The organism is Actinomadura meridiana, from assembly GCF_039537545.1.
Taxonomy (GTDB): Bacteria; Actinomycetota; Actinomycetes; order Streptosporangiales; family Streptosporangiaceae; genus Spirillospora; species Spirillospora meridiana.
In genome coordinates this window covers 133,211-149,358 of sequence record NZ_BAABAS010000029.1, presented here as the reverse complement: position 1 = coordinate 149,358, position 16,148 = coordinate 133,211, and the positions used below count along the sequence as shown (strand labels likewise).

General features: G+C 73.2%; 12 protein-coding genes. 2 read left to right on the top strand and 10 right to left on the bottom strand.

Annotated elements, in window-relative coordinates; all coding sequences use genetic code 11:
* The 4 genes from lanKC to ABD808_RS35705 form a co-directional block, all read right to left on the bottom strand.
* A complete protein-coding gene (lanKC, locus tag ABD808_RS35720) occupies nucleotides 1–2,604 on the bottom strand; it encodes a class III lanthionine synthetase LanKC (RefSeq protein WP_344906994.1) in 2,604 nt (867 codons plus the stop codon).
* A gap of 186 nt (nucleotides 2,605–2,790) precedes the next feature.
* Nucleotides 2,791–5,754, bottom strand: coding sequence for a helix-turn-helix transcriptional regulator (locus ABD808_RS35715; RefSeq protein ID WP_344906991.1), 2,964 nt, complete (start codon nucleotides 5,752–5,754; stop codon nucleotides 2,791–2,793).
* Between the two features lie 145 nt (nucleotides 5,755–5,899).
* Nucleotides 5,900–7,192, bottom strand: coding sequence for a glycosyltransferase (locus ABD808_RS35710; protein ID WP_344906989.1), 1,293 nt, complete (start codon nucleotides 7,190–7,192; stop codon nucleotides 5,900–5,902).
* Nucleotides 7,193–7,408: 216 nt separating this feature from the next.
* Nucleotides 7,409–9,082 (bottom strand): CocE/NonD family hydrolase, encoded by a 1,674-nt coding sequence (locus ABD808_RS35705; protein ID WP_344907644.1) that lies wholly within the window; start codon nucleotides 9,080–9,082, stop codon nucleotides 7,409–7,411.
* Between the two features lie 177 nt (nucleotides 9,083–9,259).
* Here ABD808_RS35705 and ABD808_RS35700 point away from each other — a divergent pair, with 177 nt between their 5' ends.
* Complete coding sequence (locus tag ABD808_RS35700; protein WP_344906987.1) at nucleotides 9,260–10,309, top strand: mechanosensitive ion channel family protein; 1,050 nt, start codon at nucleotides 9,260–9,262, stop codon at nucleotides 10,307–10,309.
* Here the strand turns inward: ABD808_RS35700 and ABD808_RS35695 are convergent.
* Nucleotides 10,298–10,906 (bottom strand): TetR/AcrR family transcriptional regulator, encoded by a 609-nt coding sequence (locus ABD808_RS35695; protein ID WP_344906986.1) that lies wholly within the window; start codon nucleotides 10,904–10,906, stop codon nucleotides 10,298–10,300. The genes ABD808_RS35700 and ABD808_RS35695 overlap by 12 nt on opposite strands.
* A gap of 194 nt (nucleotides 10,907–11,100) precedes the next feature.
* Here ABD808_RS35695 and ABD808_RS35690 point away from each other — a divergent pair, with 194 nt between their 5' ends.
* Complete coding sequence (locus tag ABD808_RS35690; protein WP_425549022.1) at nucleotides 11,101–12,480, top strand: MFS transporter; 1,380 nt, start codon at nucleotides 11,101–11,103, stop codon at nucleotides 12,478–12,480.
* A gap of 25 nt (nucleotides 12,481–12,505) precedes the next feature.
* On the opposite strand, the gene ABD808_RS35685 is transcribed toward ABD808_RS35690, so the two are convergent.
* The 5 genes from ABD808_RS35685 to ABD808_RS35665 all read right to left on the bottom strand — a co-directional run bounded on the left by ABD808_RS35685 (nucleotide 12,506) and on the right by ABD808_RS35665 (nucleotide 16,140).
* Nucleotides 12,506–13,351, bottom strand: coding sequence for an ATP-binding protein (locus ABD808_RS35685; RefSeq protein WP_344906980.1), 846 nt, complete (start codon nucleotides 13,349–13,351; stop codon nucleotides 12,506–12,508).
* 86 nt (nucleotides 13,352–13,437) lie between these two features.
* The gene (locus tag ABD808_RS35680; protein ID WP_344906978.1) at nucleotides 13,438–14,124 is read right to left on the bottom strand and encodes a lysophospholipid acyltransferase family protein; all 687 of its coding nucleotides are present in this window, start codon (nucleotides 14,122–14,124) and stop codon (nucleotides 13,438–13,440) included.
* 167 nt (nucleotides 14,125–14,291) lie between these two features.
* Nucleotides 14,292–14,915: a GOLPH3/VPS74 family protein gene (locus ABD808_RS35675; protein WP_344906974.1), complete on the bottom strand. Its 624-nt coding sequence runs from the start codon at nucleotides 14,913–14,915 to the stop codon at nucleotides 14,292–14,294.
* Nucleotides 14,916–14,917: 2 nt separating this feature from the next.
* Complete coding sequence (locus ABD808_RS35670; protein ID WP_344907641.1) at nucleotides 14,918–15,214, bottom strand: type II toxin-antitoxin system antitoxin; 297 nt, start codon at nucleotides 15,212–15,214, stop codon at nucleotides 14,918–14,920.
* A gap of 11 nt (nucleotides 15,215–15,225) precedes the next feature.
* The gene (locus ABD808_RS35665) at nucleotides 15,226–16,140 is read right to left on the bottom strand and encodes an SPFH domain-containing protein (RefSeq protein ID WP_344906971.1); all 915 of its coding nucleotides are present in this window, start codon (nucleotides 16,138–16,140) and stop codon (nucleotides 15,226–15,228) included.
* Nucleotides 16,141–16,148 lie beyond the last annotated feature (8 nt).

Here is a 16,148-nt window from a genome sequence, read left to right as displayed (position 1 = left end):
TCACCTCCTTTCGGGCTGGATAGAGGTGACCGCCGTAGGGGTTCCCACGGGGAGTCCAGGATGAGCGGAGCGAAGCGGGGGGTGTGGGGGGTCGTCCCCCCACGGGGACACAGGGCTGAGGAAGGGCAGGTGGGGGGCCTGGTCGTGCAGGGCCGCTCCCAGGGCCAGCAGCACACCGGCCGTTCCGGTCGCCAGGTCCATCGAGAGCCGGTACATGTGCTCGCCGGGGAACGCCAGGCCGTCCGCGTAGGGGAGCGCGTGCCAGGCGAGGTCCCGGACGTGTCCGGCGACCCGCTCGTCGTCGCGGCCATGGCGGGCCAGATAGAGCAGCATTCCGGCGCGGCCACCGAACAGGCTCGGCTGCGCGTAGTACCGGGACATCGCGGCGACGCGGATCTTCTGCCGGGCCGTCTCGAACTCCTCGTCCGGGCGCAGCGCGAGGTACTCGTCCAGGACGAGCCCGACCCCGACGCTGCCGCGCCCGAGGTAGGGCAGGACGCGACTGCCCTGGTCGACGTGCAGGGCGCCGTTGTGGTCGGTGACGCAGGCCGCGAGGTCGCGGCGCAGCGCGTCGGCGGCGAGGTCGAGCAGCACGGGGTTCCCGGTGCGCTCGTAGAACCGGACGAACATCAGCGCCACCCCGGCGCCGCCGTACAGGAGACCGGGCCGGGGCGTCGGGACGTCCTGCCCGCGCCCGGCCACGATCTCGGCGGCACGGGCCGCGCTGGTCAGCAGCGACCGTTCGCCGGTCGTGTCGGCGAGGTCGGCCAGGGCGAGCGCGACGCCCGGCAGGCCGCCGTACAGGTCGTCGCCGAGCCGCTCCCACCGCTCGTTCAGGCAGTGCTCGGCGGCGGTGAGCGCGTCCTCCCCGCGTCCGAGGCGGGCCAGCACGTGCGCGGCGCCGAGCAGCCCGTCGTACAGGCCGATGCCGGTGCCGCGCCTCGGGTCGGCGACCCGCGCGGCCAGCCACTCCTCGTGCTCGGGGTAGCGGCCCGCGCCCGCCGCGTCCAGCGCGTACAGGACGCCCGCCGCGCCGTGCGCGAGCCCGAGGGACGCGCCGTCGAACTGCTCGGGGTCGCCGGGGAACAGCCGGTCCTCCCGGTCCGGGGTCGCGCTCGCGAGGATCGCGCGCGTCAGGGCGGTCCGCGCGCGTTCCCAGCCGCCGGTGTCGGGGACGAACTCGGGCGCGGCCACCGGCGCGGCGCCCCGCGTGATCTCCTCCACCGCCTCGTCGAGCCAGGGGCGCGGCACCGGGAAGTTCGCGGCGACCAGGTCGGCGAGCTGCCGGGCCTTGCCGCGGTCGATGACGAACAGCGTGGTCAGCGGGACGAACAGGGCGAGCCGTAGGCACGCCAGGCTGTAGTCGTCGACCTGGGTGCCGCGCCGGTCGGGCGGGGCGAGGAACGCCGGGTTCGCGAGGGTCTGCCGTCCGCCGTCGGACGCGGGCGCCGCCGTCTCGAAGTCGATGAGCGCGGCGGAGTCGTCGGGGCGGACCATCACGTTGAACATGTGCAGGTCGTTGAACGCCACCCCGCGCTCGTGCAGGGCGGCGACGACCCGTTCGACGCCCGCGTGGACGTGCAGGGCCCACGCCGTGTACGCCGCGGTCTTCTCCGCGTCCGGCTCGGGGTCGAGCATCGGATGCCGCTCGGCGAAGAACGTGTTGAGGGTGCGTCCCTCGATGAACTCCTGGACGAGGAAATGGTGCTCGCCGAGCGTGAACCAGTCGAGCGCGTCGGGAACGCCGTCGATTCCGTCGAGCGTCCGGAGAATGTCGCGCTCCCGCTCGATTCGGGTCACCGCGTCCGCGCCGTCGGCAGCCAGGCCCGCGTAAGGGCGCCCTTCTTTCAGGACCACCGTCCGCCCGGAACGGGTGTCGGTCGCCTCATAGACGCCGCCGCCGTTGGAGAAATGCAGGGCCTTGGTGATCTGGTACGGCAGATCCGTTGTCGTCGTGGCGCCGCGCGCTTTGAGATGCGGTTCGAGACAGCCGGGAAGCGTCACCCATTCGGGCACGGAGAAAACGGGCTCGCGGCGGTCGGGAATCAGTTCCCCGTCGCCGTTCTCCAGCGCGGGGACGAGCTTGCCCGTCTCGTCCAGGCACCGCCGTTCCGCGAAGCCGCCGTACCGGACGTGCAACGGCCCGTCGCCGATGCGCAGGTCACTGAGGATGTAGGGGCCGGGCAGGCCGTCCAGCAGCGCGCCCAGCTCGGCCAGCACCCGCTCCAGTTCGCGCTCGTCCGCGGGGTAGATCGTGACGAGCTTCCCGCTCGCACCGCGCGGCGCGTACTTGGCGTTCCGCATCCGCAGCGTCCCCGGGCCGCGCAGGTGCTTGAACTCGATGCCGCGACCGACGCAGTAGTCCCAGGTCCCGGCGAGGATCTCGGCGGCACTTTCCACACACCCGGAAACGTGGACTTTCCAACCCTGAAGCGGAGTCCGTCTTTTCGGCGGGTCATAAACGACCCATTCTTCTCCGAAAATCTGCTCCCAGCCCTCGGGGAGATCACGCTGAGTTATTTCGAAGTCGGTGCGGCGGGTGACGGGAGGCGCGTCGTAGAAGAACTGATCCGCGAGGCAGTAAAGCTCATACCCCTTGTCCACTGTGGATTTCCCTTCTGCGCGCGCCGTCCTCGGCGCCCTACAGAAGAAAGGTTTGCAGTCAATTTGCGAAAAGACCAGTGGCGGAAATAACGATCGGCCCGTGAAGATCTACCAACGGTCACACGCGCCCGTCACCGTACCGGGCGACGGCGTGGTGGAGAGGTGAGCGCGACCCGGGGGAACGGGTCAGCGGAGGCCCTCGCGGTGAGCGACGGCGGCGGCCTGCGTGCGGGTGGCGACGCCCAGCTTGGCGAGGATGTTGGAGACGTGGACGCTCGCCGTCTTCGGCGAGATGAACAGCTCCGCCGCGATGTCCTTGTTGCCGAGGCCGTCCGCGACGAGCCGCAGCACCTCGCGTTCGCGCCCGGTCAGCGCGCCGAGCGGACCGGAGTCACCGTTCCGCCGCAGGCCCGGGGCGGCGCCGATCCTGGCGCGGGCCCCGAGGTCGCGCAGCGCGTCGAGCAGCGGCCGGGCGCCGAGCCGTTCGGCGACCTCGACCGCCGCGCGCCACTCGGCCTCGGCGGCGTCCCGGTCGCCGGTCTCCGCGAGGGCCTCCGCCAGCCGCCACCGCGACCGCGCCACCTCGTACACGAACCCGCCGCCGGAATCCCCGGCCGGGTCGCCATAGGTGAACAGGTCGGTGGCCCGGCGCCACAGCTCGACGTCGTGGACGCCGTCCACGCGGAGCCGCTCGGCCTCGGCGCGGGCCAGCCAGGCGTGCCCCTCAAGGCCGATCCAGGCGCGGGGACGGCCGTCGGTGTGGACGGCGACGACCGTCCGCGCGAGGTCCAGCAACTGGTCGGCCGCGGCGACGGCCGCGCGCTCGGCGGCGGCGTCCCCGGCGACCCGGGCCCGCGCCGCCAGCTCGGCCTGGGCCCACAGGCCCGTCGCCGCGAGGCGGATCGCGCCGTCCGTCTCGCCGTAGGCCGTGCCGAGCACGTTGTCGACGTCCTTCGCGGCCGACACCAGGTCGCCGCGCCACAGCGCGTGTTCGGCGGCCAGGCCCCCGGCGAGGTAGTTGAGGAACAGGTCCTGCTCGCGCAGCGGCTCGATCCACCGCAGCCGCTCGCCCGCGCGGGGACTGCCCAACGCCACCTCGACGAACAGCGCGTACGCGGAGCTCTCGCCCTCGACGGGCCGGACGACCCGGACCGGAAGCTCGTCCGCGAGCCGGGCCGCCTCCGCCCACTCGCCGGTCGTGTAGTGGATCAGATACCGCAGGGACAGCATGACGATCCCGTAGGCGCTCCATCGCAGGCCCTCGGCCAAGACGAACCGGACGCCCTCGTCGGCGGCGACCGCCGCGCCCACGAGGTCGCCCCGGTCGAGCTTGGCGCGCGCGTGGTGGAACCGGGCGCGGCCGGCGGCGATCGGGCTGTCCCCGGCCGTGTCGGCGAGGTCGCGGGCCCGCGCGAACAGCTCCACGCCGCCCGCGTCGGCCTCCCGCGACTCCCGCCAGATCCCGAGGGTGACCAGCAGCGCCGCCTCCGCCCCGAGGGCACCGGCGGCGCGCGCCTCGGTGACGCCCTTCTCCGCGTACTCCGGCATCTCGTGGTCCGGGTCGCGGTACAGCAGCGACCGGGCGTAGGTGGCCATGCCCCAGGCGCGCTCGGCGGACGGCGGTTCGCCCGCGAGCATCGCGACCGCCTCGCGCGCCGTTCGCCGCGCCTCGTCGTCCTCGTCGATGTCGCCCAGGTACGTCGCCAAATGCTCGCGGATCTGCGAGCCGAGCCGCCGGTCGGCCGGGTCGGCGACCTCCGCCAGCCGCCGCAGCCGGTGCACGGCGCGGCGCGGTTCCCCGGCCCGCGCCGACTCCTTCCCGGCGGTCAGCGACAACCGGACGCGGTCGGTCCCGGCGGCGGCCTCGGGGTCGGGGACGGCGTCCCACAGTTCCAGCGCCCGCTCGTAGTGCTCGACGGCCTCGGCGGGCGCCCCGAGCCGTCCCGCCTCGTCGCCCGCCCGGACGGACGCGGCGAACGCGGCGGGCAGGTCGTGCGCGGCGAGGCTGTGGTGGGCCAGTTCGGCGGCGACGCCGCGCGTCCCCTCCGGACGGGCGGCGAGCAGCCGGGCGAAGTCGGCGTGCAGCCGGGTCCGCTCGCCCGGCAGCAGGTCGGCGTACACGGCCTCGCGCAGCAGGGCGTGCCGGAACGTGTAGCCCGTCCCGGACGGGACGAGCAACTGGTGCGACACGACCTCCCGCAGCGCCTCGCCGACCGCCGCCTCGTCCAGCCCCGACACGCGGCGGGCCAGCTCGTCGTCGATGCGGCGCCCGGCGACGGCCGCGACCCGCACGACCCGCTGCCCCGCGTCCGACAGCCGCTCCATCCGTGACAGCAGCAGGTCGGCCAGCGCGGACGGCAGCTCCGTCGGCTCGCCCGTGGCCGGGCCGTCGAGCCGCGCCGAGTACAGCTCGGCCGCGTAGAACGGGTTGCCCTCCGAACGGCGGTGCACCCGCTCGACGGCCGCCGCGGTCATCGGCGCCGAGCCCCGGGACAACTCGGCGAGGTAGGCGGCGGTCTCGCCCGGCCCGAACGGGGCGACCATGACGCCGGTCACGTTCGGCAGCCGCAGCAGCTCCGCCACCACCGGCCGCAGCGGATGCCGCCGGTGCAGGTCGTCGGACCGGTACGTGCCGACGAGACAGACCCGCTCGCGTTGCAGGACGCGGCACAGGAACGTCAGCAGGTGCCGGGTCGACTGGTCGGCCCAGTGCAGGTCTTCCAGGACGAGAAGGACGGGCCGCTCGTGGCCCAGCTCGCCCAGCAGCCCCAGCACGGCGCCGAAGAGTTGCTGCTGCGCGAGTTCAGCCGCGGCGCCCGGGTCGGGGCCGCCGTCCGGCAACAGCTGTCTGAGGACGGGACGGGCGTCCAGCGCGGCACGGACCGCGTCGGCCTCGGGCGCGCCGGGTTGCGCGGCCGTCCACAGGGCGTCGGCGAGCGGCAGGTACGGCATGCTCTCGCCCAGCTCGGCGCACTGCCCGACCAGCACGGCGCAGCCCTCGTCGCGGGCGGCGTGGATCAGCTCGGACACCAGGTGCGTCTTGCCGACGCCCGCGTCCCCGCTGACGAGCACGACCCCGGCGCGGCCCGTGGTGGCCCGCGCCAGCGCGGCGGCCAGCTCCGCCCGCTCGGCGGTCCTGCCGATCAGCACCAACGGCCCCTTCCGATCATCCGGCCCCAGTATTCCACCTGGTGGACGTGCGGGCCCCGGACATGAACGGGCCCCGGATCCGGGCGGATCCGGGGCTCGCGAGGGTGCCGGGTCGAACGGTTGCGGGAACGGTGGTGGCGGACGGTCAGCCGGTCAGCGCGGGGGTGCGGTCGGTGTCGCTGTCCTGCGGCGCCTCGGCGTCCGCCTCGGGCGACGACTCCGTGTCGGACAGTTCCTCGGGTTCGGGCTCGGGAACCGGCAGGACGCGCTGGTAGGCGCGCAGCGTCTCGGCGGCGATGCGCTCCAGCGAGTACCGGGACCGGGCCCGGTCGGCGGCGGCGATCGAGTAGCCGTGCAGCGTGGTCTCCTCGCTCAGCAGGTGCCGGATCGTGCGGCCGATCACCACCGGCCGTCCGGCCGGGACGTGCACGCCGGTGATCTGGTCGAGCACCTCGTCGGCGTTGCCGCCCGCCCGGGTCGCGACGACGGGCACGCCGCAGGCCATCGCCTCCAGCGGCACCGCCGGGCACGGCTGGTGCGGGGTGAGGCACAGCGCGAGGCTCGCGGTCCGCAGCAGCTTCGGCAGCGCCTTGCGCGGAACCCGGCCGAGGAAGATGACCCGGTCGTTGACGTGCAGCTCCTTGGCGAGCAGCACCAGCCGGTGCACCGTCGGGTCGTTCTCCAGCTCCTCGCGGTCGGGTCCGCCCGCGATGGCCAGCTCGGCGTTCGGGACGTGCACCAGGGCGCGCAGCGCGGTGCCGATGTCCCCGGACTCCAGGTCCCCGCACACCATCACGAGACGGCGCCGGTCGCCGCGCGGCATGGCCGGGCCGACCTGCGCGAACTGCTCGCCGTCCACCCCGTAGGGGACGACGGACACGCTCGGCCGCGGCACGCCCATCCGGACGAGCGCCCCGGCCTCCTCGGCGTGCCCGGCGAGCACGACGTCGGCGTCGCGGGCGATGGCCTTCTCCAGCCGGTCGCGGTGCGGGTGCACCTCGTTCCCGGCGCGCCGTTCGGAGGCGGCGACGCCGTGGTAGCTCTGCGCGAACGGGATGCCCAGCTCGCGGGCGACGGCGCAGGCGGCGAGCCCGCCGACCCAGCCGTGCGCGTGCACGATGTCGGGACGTCCCGCCCCGCTCCAGCGGCGGCGCAGCCCGTCGGCGAAGTCACGGACGTGCTTGAGCAGCTCGTCGTCGGTGAGCGGGCGGGCCGGTCCGGCGGTGAGCTGGACGAGCGCGGCGCCCGGGGCGAGCTTGACGCGGGCACGGGCGGCCCTGTCCTGGCGCCGGGTGTAGACCGTGACCTGGTTCGGTTCGCCGTCGGCGGTGAGCGGACGGGTGAGCGAACGAGCGAGATCCCGGACGTGGATGGACTCCAGGTGTTCGCCGTCGAGGTCGGAGGCGGACACGAGAGCGATGTTCAACGGGCGGTACATGCGGATCCTCCGGGACAACACTGGGGAAGCACGGAGGTATCTGCGTCGTAGACACCTGTTCGATCAGTCTCTTTTCCGGGAGCACCTTCCGTCAAACCTCACGAATCGGAACTCCCGCCCCATCGGGCCGCCCACGGCACCGCCTACCAGCACGGATGCCGCGGCGAAATGACCGCGGAAAATGACCACGATGAAATGACCGTGATTTGGACTCGGCTAGGAGACGACCGGAAGGTGGACGGCCGAGGCGCGGCCGGGGGCGTGGAAGATCTCCTGGTCGGCGGTCAGCATCTCGGTCGCCGCGCCGATGGGCGCGCCGGTGCCGGGATTGCGGGCGACACGGGGGTAGGCGCCGCTGGCGACCTGCACGCGGACGCGGTGCCCGCGCCGGAACCGGTGCCCGGCGGGCCACAGCTCCAGCGCGACGTGTCGGACGCCGTCCTCGTCGGGGTCCGGGGGGTGTGCGGGGTCGTCCCCCGGCGAGGCGGTCGCGTCGGGGCCCGGGGTGCCGGGGACGAGCCGCCGCATCCCCTCGCACAGGTTCAGCGACTCGCCGTCCGGGGCGACGTCGCACAGCCGGACGACGAAGTCGGTGTGCTCCCGGTTCGACCGGATGTACAGGTCGGCGGTGACCGGGCCGATGATCTCCAGTTCCTCGTCCAGGACGTCGGAGGTGTAGGTCAGCACGTCCCGGCGGCGTTCCAGGCGCCGCTGGTCGGTGGACGGGTGCGTCTCGCCGAGCAGCGTGGGCCCGCCGAGGAACGGGGTCGGGTGCTCCGGGTCGTACCGGTAGGTGTCGGGCTCCGACTCGGTCGGCGCGCCGGTCGACAGGCCGCCGCCGGGGTGCAGGTGCCAGCTCTCCTCCCGCATCCCGGGGACGGGCCAGTCGGGGAACTCGCGCCACTCGTCCGCGCCCGTGATGTACAGCCGGACGGGGTTCTCGCGCAGCTCGGACGGGTCGTCCAGCAGGTGCGCCCGGAACCAGGCGATCGACTCGCCGATCGACCCGCGCATCATCCGCTGGTCGGCGTGGAACCACGGCCCGATCGTCAGATGGGGGCGGCGCCCGGCGGCGCGCAGGGCGGCGTAGTCCTTGATCTGCCAGGGCAGGAAGATGTCGTACCAGCCGCCCGTCATGTTCACCGGCGCCGTGACCCGCGACACGGTCGGGCTGAAGTCGCGTTTGTCCCAGAACGGGGTGTCGGGGCCGTTGACGAGGAGGTCCTGGAAGAAGCGCTGCTGCCCGCCGGTCGCGAGCCGGTCGAGTTCGCCGATGGGACGCCCCGACAGCGTGGCGCGGCGGGCCCGGCGCGGCGACAGCACCGCCGTCGTGATGCCGGACAGCGAGTTCTTCATCCGCGCGGTCATGTCGACCCAGATGAGGGCCGACTCCAGCGCGAACGCGCCGCCGACGTTCACGGCCTCCCGGAACGTGGACGCCGTCACCTGCATCGAGAGGGCCTTCAGCTCCGGCCCGGCGTCGGCGGCGACGGCCCACTGCACGTAGCCGAGGTAGCTCGGGCCGTGCATGGCGAACGTTCCACCGAACCAGGGCTGTGACTTCAACCACTCGACGGTGGCGATGCCGTCCTCACGCTCGTCCAGCGCCTCGAACACGCCGCCGGACCCGAAGCCGCCGCGCACGCTCTGCACCACGACCTGGAACCCGTGCGACGCGAAGCCCTGCCCGCACATCAGCCCGAACGGCCCGCGCCGCCCGTACGGGGACCGGACGAGCACCGTGGGCGCCCGCTCGACGTCCGCGGGCGCGTAATGGTCGGCCAGCAGTGTGATCCCGTCGGCGGCGGCGACCTCCAGGTCGCGATCGACCGTGACGCGGTGGGGGCCGTTCCGCAGTCCGAGCGCCGTGACCCCGAGCCGGCGCATCATTCCCACGCCTACCACGCGATCAAGCGTAATCGTCCCGCTGGTCGCCCCGGGCCCCCGGTGCCCCGGATGCGCGTCGCGCGGTCCCGGTCTCCAATACGATCGAGGACGCGCAACACCGCAAATCGGACGTGACGGACGGGTCGCGGCCCGTCCGACGGAAGGGGAGACGCGCGCGTCATGGACGACCTGAGCTGGGAGCGGATCATCGCCGCCGGGATCGTGGTGGTGGCCGCCCTGGCGATCGCGGTCCTCCTGCGGTTGCTGACGGGACGGCTCTTCAAACGCGCCGGTGACACCCGCTGGACGTGGGACGACCTGGCCGCTCGGCTGATCAGGGACCTGGCCGTCCCGGTGTCGGTGATCGTCGGCGTGTGGGCCGCGGCGAAGGTGCTCGAACTGCCGCGCGGCACCCTGGACGTGACCGGCCGGGCGCTGACCGCCGCGACGATCCTGGTGGTGTCGCTGGCGCTGGCCCGGCTGATCGCGGCGTCGGTCAGCTCGTTCGCGCTGGCCAAGCAGGGCGTCGCCGCCAACGTCACGATCTTCGCCAACATCACCCGGGTGGTGGTGATCGGCGTCGGCGTGCTGGTGATGTTGCAGAGCCTCGGGATCTCGATCTCCCCGCTGCTCGGCGCCCTGGGCGTCGGCGGCCTCGCGGTCGCGCTCGCCTTGCAGGACACCCTGGCGAACCTGTTCGCGGGCGTGCACGTGCTGGCGTCCAAGACGATCGAGCCCGGCGACTACATCAAGCTGTCCACCGGACAGGAGGGGTACGTCGTCGACATCAACTGGCGCAACACCTCCATCCGGACGCTGTCGGACAACATCGAGGTCATCCCGAACCAGCGGTTCTCCGACACGATCCTCACCAACTACCACCGTCCCGCGCAGGACATGTCGATCCTCATCTACGCGAAGGTGGCCTACGAGGTCGACCTGGACCACGTGGAGGAGCTCGTCACCGCCGTCGGTCACGAGGTGATGAAGGACGTGCACGGCGGCGTCGCGGACGCGAGCGTCCTGGTCAGGTTCGACGACTTCAACGACGCGACCGTCGGCTTCCACGTCATCCTGCGCTCGACGGAGTTCGGCGACCAGTTCCTCATCAAGCACGAGTTCCTGAAGCGGCTGCACCGCACGCTCCGCGAGGAGGGCATCGCGCCGCCGTACTGGCACCACCGCGTCACCGTCGAGGACCAGTCCAGGAAGGACGAACTAGCCCTCTGAGCGCGTCCCGTCGCAGCGGCGGACGAGCGGCATCAGCACGTCGTCCACCACCGACTCCAGATAGGCGTCGGTGATCACGCCGCCCTCGGTGAGGTTGTGGTAGATGATCACGGCGGTGCCGACGGCGGCGATCTGCCGGGTCGCGGCCTCGGGACGGATCTCGCCGCGCTCGGCGGCCAGCACCAGCGACCGGTAGGTGAACTCCCGGACGGGCAGGCTCACGCGCTGCCGGATGACGTCGTGCAGGAGGCCGCCGCCGTCGTCGGGGGAGCCCGCCTCCTTCAGCACCTTGAAGGCCGCGCCGCGGCAGGCCGTCAGCGTGTCGCGCAGGCAGGTGAGGGCCGCCAGCAGGTCGGCGCGGATCGCGCCGGTCGTGGGCAGCGCGGGCGGTTCGGGCAGGACGTGCTTGAGCGCGTCGGTGATCAGCTCGTCCTTGGACTGCCAGCGCCGGTACAGGGCGGCCTTGCCGGTCCGCGCGGTCGCCGCGATGCCCTCCATGGTCAGCTTCCGGTAGCCGACCGCCTCCAGCTGCTCGAACACGGCGTCGTAGATCGCCGCCTCCAGGTCCCCGCCACGGCGTCGGGTGGCCGGGGTCACGGCGCGCTTCCCAAAATAGTGAACGGTATCGTTCCTTCTGGTGCGAATCGGTGGTACGTTCCCCACATAGTGTACGTCGCCGTTCCTTAAATCTCGAAAGGTCGCCCTTGACCGCATCGAACCGGCGAACGGCGGAACCGGGGGAGTTCACCGCTCCCACCGAGGCCGTCGCGCCGCGACTCCATGATCGTCCAATCCATCGGGGTCCGCTCCATCATCGCCCGGGAATCGTCCTCGCCGTCATCGTCGCCTGTCAGCTCATGATCGGCGTGGACACCTCCATCGTCACCATCGCGCTCCCGCGGATCCGCACGGGGCTCGACATGTCGACCGGGGGCCTCGCCTGGATCCAGAACTCCTACATGCTCGCATTCGGCGGCCTCCTGTTGCTCGGCGGCCGCGCCGGAGACGTCTTCGGACGCCGCCGCGTCTTCACCGCTGGCGTCGTCCTGTTCACCGCCGCGTCGCTGGTCGGCGGGTTCGCCACCGACGCCTGGTGGCTGCTGGCCGCGCGCGCCGTCCAGGGCGTCGCCGCCGCCGTCGCCGCGCCGAGTGCGATGGCCCTGATCGCCACCAACTTCCAGGGCGCCGCCCGCGTCCGCGCGCTGAGCGTCTTCTCCGCCGTGACCGGCGCGGGCGCCGCCGTCGGCATGCTCGCGGGCGGGGTGCTGACCGAGGCCGGGTCCTGGCGGTGGGTGTTCTTCGTCAACGTCCCGCTGGGCGTCGCGCTGGCGCTGGTCGCGCCCCGCGTCCTCACCGAGCCCGAGCGGCGTCCCGGACGGTTCGACGTCGCGGGCGCGGCCCTGTCCACCGGCGGCATGACCGCGCTGGTCTACGCGCTGATCCGGGTCGGGTCGGACGGGTGGGGCGACGGCCGCGCCGTCGCCGCGTTCGCGGTGGCGGTCGTCCTGCTCGCCGGGTTCGTCGCCGTCGAGTACCGCGTCCGGGAACCCGTCATGCCGCTGTGGCTGCTGACCGGCCGCGACCGCGCCGCGTCCTACGCCGTCATGCTGATGCTGACGTCGGGGATGTTCGGGGCGTTCTTCTTCCTGACCCAGTACCTGCAACAGACCCTCGGCTACGGGCCGCTGCGGGCGGGCCTGGCGTTCCTGCCCATGGTCGCGATGCAGTTCGGGTCGGTGCGGATCGCGCCCCGCCTGATGCCGAGGCTCGGCGCCAGGACGCTCATCGTCACGGGCCTGTTCCTCACCCTCGTGGCCCTGGTGTGGCTGTCGCGGCTCTCGCCCGGCGACGGCTACGCGGCCGGGCTGCTCGGCCCGTTCCTGCTCATGGGCGTGGGCATGGGGACCACCGTCATGCCGTTGAACGCGACGGTCCTCGGGAGCGTCGGACCCGAGCACGCGGGGGCCGCGTCCGGCGTCGCGCAGACCATGCTGTGGTCGGGCGGATCGGTCGGCTCGGCCATCATGGTCACCGTGTACGGGTCGGCGTCGTCCGGCGCCCATGACGTGGGCGGGGCCGTGGACGGCCTGGTCGCGGTGTTCCAGGCCGGTGCCGTGTTCGCGGCGGCGGGCCTGCTGCTGGCGGTGGTGGTGCTGCGCGTCCAGCGCTGACACCCCACCGGGGAGACAGCGGGGCTCAGAGGGTCGGGGGAGTCGTCTCGTCGAACCACGCGAGGAACTCGGCGGCGCCGAACTTCCTCGCCGTGTCCACGGCGGACGGCGACCCGGCCCACGGGTCGGCGCCCACGTCCAGCAGAGCCCGCACCACCTCCGGCTCCTTGCGGAACACCGCGCCCACGAGGGGCCGCCGCCCCCGGTCGTTGGGCCGCTCCGGGTCGGCGCCGCGCCCCGCGAGCGCCCGGACCGTCCCGCCGTGCCCGTGGTGGGCGGCGAGCATCAGCAGCGTGTCGCCCCGGTCGTCGGCGAGGTTCGGCGGCGCCCCCGCGTCGAGGTGTTCGACGAGTTCCGCCGTCCGCCCGGCGCGCGCCAGGTCGAACAGCCGGGCCGCGAACTCCTCCGTCTCCGGGTCGGTGCCGAGGAACGGGACGGTGCTGTCCGCCGTGAGCAGCACCCCGAGGCTGTCCTCCCCGTACCGCAGGTGCTTCTCCAGCGCGACGAGCGCGCCGTTGTCGGGGAGGGCGTGGAAACGGATGTCGTCCGCCAGCGCCCTCATGATCAGCAGCCCGCGGCCCCGCTCCTCGGCGGGCCCGGGGTCGGGGACGTCGCCCGGCTCGAACCCGTGCCCCGCGTCGATCACCTTGATCACGCAGCGGCGGTCCTGGATGGTGGCCCGCACCGTGTACCCGGCGCCGTCCTCGACGTGCCGGATCACGTTCGTGCACGCCTCGGTGAGCATGAGCTCGATGTCGCCACGGATCTGGTCCTCCACCCCGAGGGCGGTCAACGCCGCGTCCAGGAGCCTGCGCGTCGCCGGGACGCTCGCCGCGTCCCGGGGGAGCAGGAGGTCGAGGCTGATCTCCACGTCCACTCCGTCCGTGTTCCGTCCCCGTAGATCGTGCCCTTCCGGTCACCCTCAAACCCGAGACGGCCCCCAGCCTCGCGGCGGGCTCAGTCCTCGGCCGGACGGGGCGCGTAGTCGTCCACGTACTCCTGGCCCGACAGCCGCTGGATCGCGTCCATGATCTCGTCGGTCACCTCCCGCGCCGCCTTACCGCGCGGGATGCCGTCGTCGCGTCCCTGGAAGTCCATCGGCGCGCCGATCGTCAACTCGATACGCCCGGGCCGGGGGACGGCCCGCCCCCGGGGCTGCAACCGGTCGGTGCCGCCGATCGCCACCGGCACGACGGGCGCGCCCGTCCGCATGGCCAGCCGCGCGACGCCCGTCCGGCCCCGGTAGAGGCGCCCGTCCGGCGACCGGGTGCCCTCGGGGTGGATCGCGAACACGCCGCCGCGCTCCAGCACCGCCGCCGACGTGTCGAGCGCGTCCAGCGCCGCCCGCCCGCCGGACCGGTCGACCGCTATCGCGCCGAGACCGCGGAACAGCGTCGCCACGGCCCGGCCCTTCATGTCCGTCCCGGTGAAGTACTCGTGCTTGCCGAGGAAGTGGACGCGTCTCGGCACCATCAGCGGCAGGACGAACGAGTCCAGGAACGCCAGGTGGTTGGCCGCCAGGATCACCGGTCCGATCCGCGGCACGTGCGCGAGCCCGCGCACCCGGGGCAGGAACGCGGCGCGCATCACGGGCCCCATCAGGACATGCTTCAGCAGCGGGTAGACAAGGCGGTCGGGTTCCATGAAAGCCGAGATTATGGCCGGTGCGCGGCATGCCGCGCTCGCGCCCGATACAAGGCCCATCCCCTGGAACTTGTAGGAATCGCCGATTGCGGGTGCGGCCTCGGTCGGTCGTTTTCGGCATCGGGCGGCCCGGACGCGGCATCGGTCGGCGCGCCCCGGGGCGCGGATCAGCCGCTCGCGGCGGCGCGCTGCTGGCGGATCACCCGGCGGACGGCGGGCGCCGCCGGGCCCGTCCGCGCCGTCAGCTCCTCGATGCGGCGCCGGTGTCGCCGCCGGTCCGTGTTCGGCAGGACGGTCCGCAGCTCGCCCGCCGCCGCCAGCGCGACCGCCGCCGCGTCGTAACTGTGCACGTGGGCGACCGGACGCCCGCGCAGCGCGGACGACACCCCGCCCCACAGCACCTTCACGACGCGGGGGTCCTTCACCTCGATCTCGTCCCTCGGGAACAGCCCGAGGACCTTGCGCGTCCGGACCCGGATCCAGCCGTCGCGGACCAGTTCGTCCTGGACCGTCCCGACGATGGCCCTGCCGTCCTTGCGCACCCAGTACCGCCACGTCCGGGGCCGCGACGCCGCGATCTGCGCCAGCACTCCGTACGGGTCGTCGCCGGGCGTCCCGGGGACGGGCCCGTGCCGCTCCTCGACGAGCCTGCCGTCGAGGTACAGCTCGGTGAGGGCGGCGCCGCGCAGCACGTACCCGAGCCGCGCGCCGCGCCGCGTCATCCGCCGCTTGGTGGTGTCGTAGGCCAGCAGGTACATCCGTGCCGGCAGCGAATCCGGAATCCCGACCATGATCAGTCCTTGCTCCCGCCCCCCGGCGGGTCGTGCGGTTGCTCGTTCCCGGCGGTGGCGCCGGTTTCGGTGTCCTGGCGTTCGGGGTCGTCTTTGCGTTCGGGTTCGTCCTTGCGCGGACGGCCCCGCCCGCGCATCCGTCCCGCCGACCCGGGCATCCGGCCCGCGTCGGCGAGCGCCCGCCGCAGCAGGAACTCGATCTGCGCGTTGGTGCTGCGCAGCTCGTCCCCGGCCCAGCGCGCGAGCGCGTCGTGGACGGCGGGGTCGAGTCGCAGCAGGATCTTCTTGCGTTCCGTCACGGGTAAGCGGGTCACTGGTAGAGGCTGCCGGTGTTCACCACGGGTTGGGCGTCGCGATCGGCGCACAGCACGACCAGCAGGTTGCTGACCATGGTCGCCTTGCGCTCCTCGTCCAGGTCCACCACGTTCTCCTCGTCCAGCCGGTCCAGCGCGAGCTGCACCATGCCGACCGCGCCCTCGACGATCCGCTGCCGCGCCGCGACCACCGCGCCCGCCTGCTGGCGCCGCAGCATCGCCTGCGCGATCTCCGGCGCGTACGCCAGCCGGGTGATGCGCGACTCGATGATGTCGACCCCCGCCGCCGCGACGCGCTGCGCCAGCTCCTCCGACAGCTGCGCGGTGATCTCGTCGGCGTTGTCGCGCAGCGACGTCCGGTCGTGGGAGTCGTAGGGGAAGCTGCCCGCGATGTGCCGGACGGCCGCCTCGGTCTGGAACGCCACGAACTCGACGAAGTCATCGACCTCGAACACGGCCCGCGCGGTGTCGGCGACCTGCCACACCACCACGGCCGAGATCTCGATCGGGTTGCCGTCCAGGTCGTTGACCTTGGCGAGGCCCGTCTCGTGGTTGCGGATCCGGGTCGAGACCTTCCGCCGCTCGGTGAGGGGGTTGACCCAGCGCAGGCCGTCGGTGCGGACCGTGCCGTCGTAGCGTCCGAGCAGTTGCAGCACCCGGGCCTCGCCGGGCGCCACCGGGGTCAGCCCGGCCGCGACGACGAGCCCGGCGAGTGCGAGCAGCGTCCCCACGACGATCCCGGCCGCGATGGCGGCGTCCCCGCCGACCGCCACCCCGACCAGTACCGCCACGGCGCTCAGCAGGAGCAGCGCCACCGCGACTCCGAGCATCGTCCATCCGCCGCGGTCGGCCGCCGCCCGCTCCTCGATCTTCGGCCGGGGCATCTCGACCTTGGTCGTCACGTCCGACATCACCGTCT

Bases quoted from the DNA above. Each gene is read 5' to 3' on its own strand.
- ABD808_RS35710 (WP_344906989.1), bottom strand. From the start codon at position 7,192: ATGTACCGCCCGTTGAACATCGCTCTCGTGTCCGCCTCCGACCTCGAC.
- ABD808_RS35705 (WP_344907644.1), bottom strand. From the start codon at position 9,082: ATGATGCGCCGGCTCGGGGTCACGGCGCTCGGACTGCGGAACGGCCCC.
- ABD808_RS35700 (WP_344906987.1), top strand. From the start codon at position 9,260: ATGGACGACCTGAGCTGGGAGCGGATCATCGCCGCCGGGATCGTGGTG.
- ABD808_RS35680 (WP_344906978.1), bottom strand. From the start codon at position 14,124: ATGGAACCCGACCGCCTTGTCTACCCGCTGCTGAAGCATGTCCTGATG.
- ABD808_RS35675 (WP_344906974.1), bottom strand. From the start codon at position 14,915: ATGGTCGGGATTCCGGATTCGCTGCCGGCACGGATGTACCTGCTGGCC.
- ABD808_RS35665 (WP_344906971.1), bottom strand. From the start codon at position 16,140: ATGTCGGACGTGACGACCAAGGTCGAGATGCCCCGGCCGAAGATCGAG.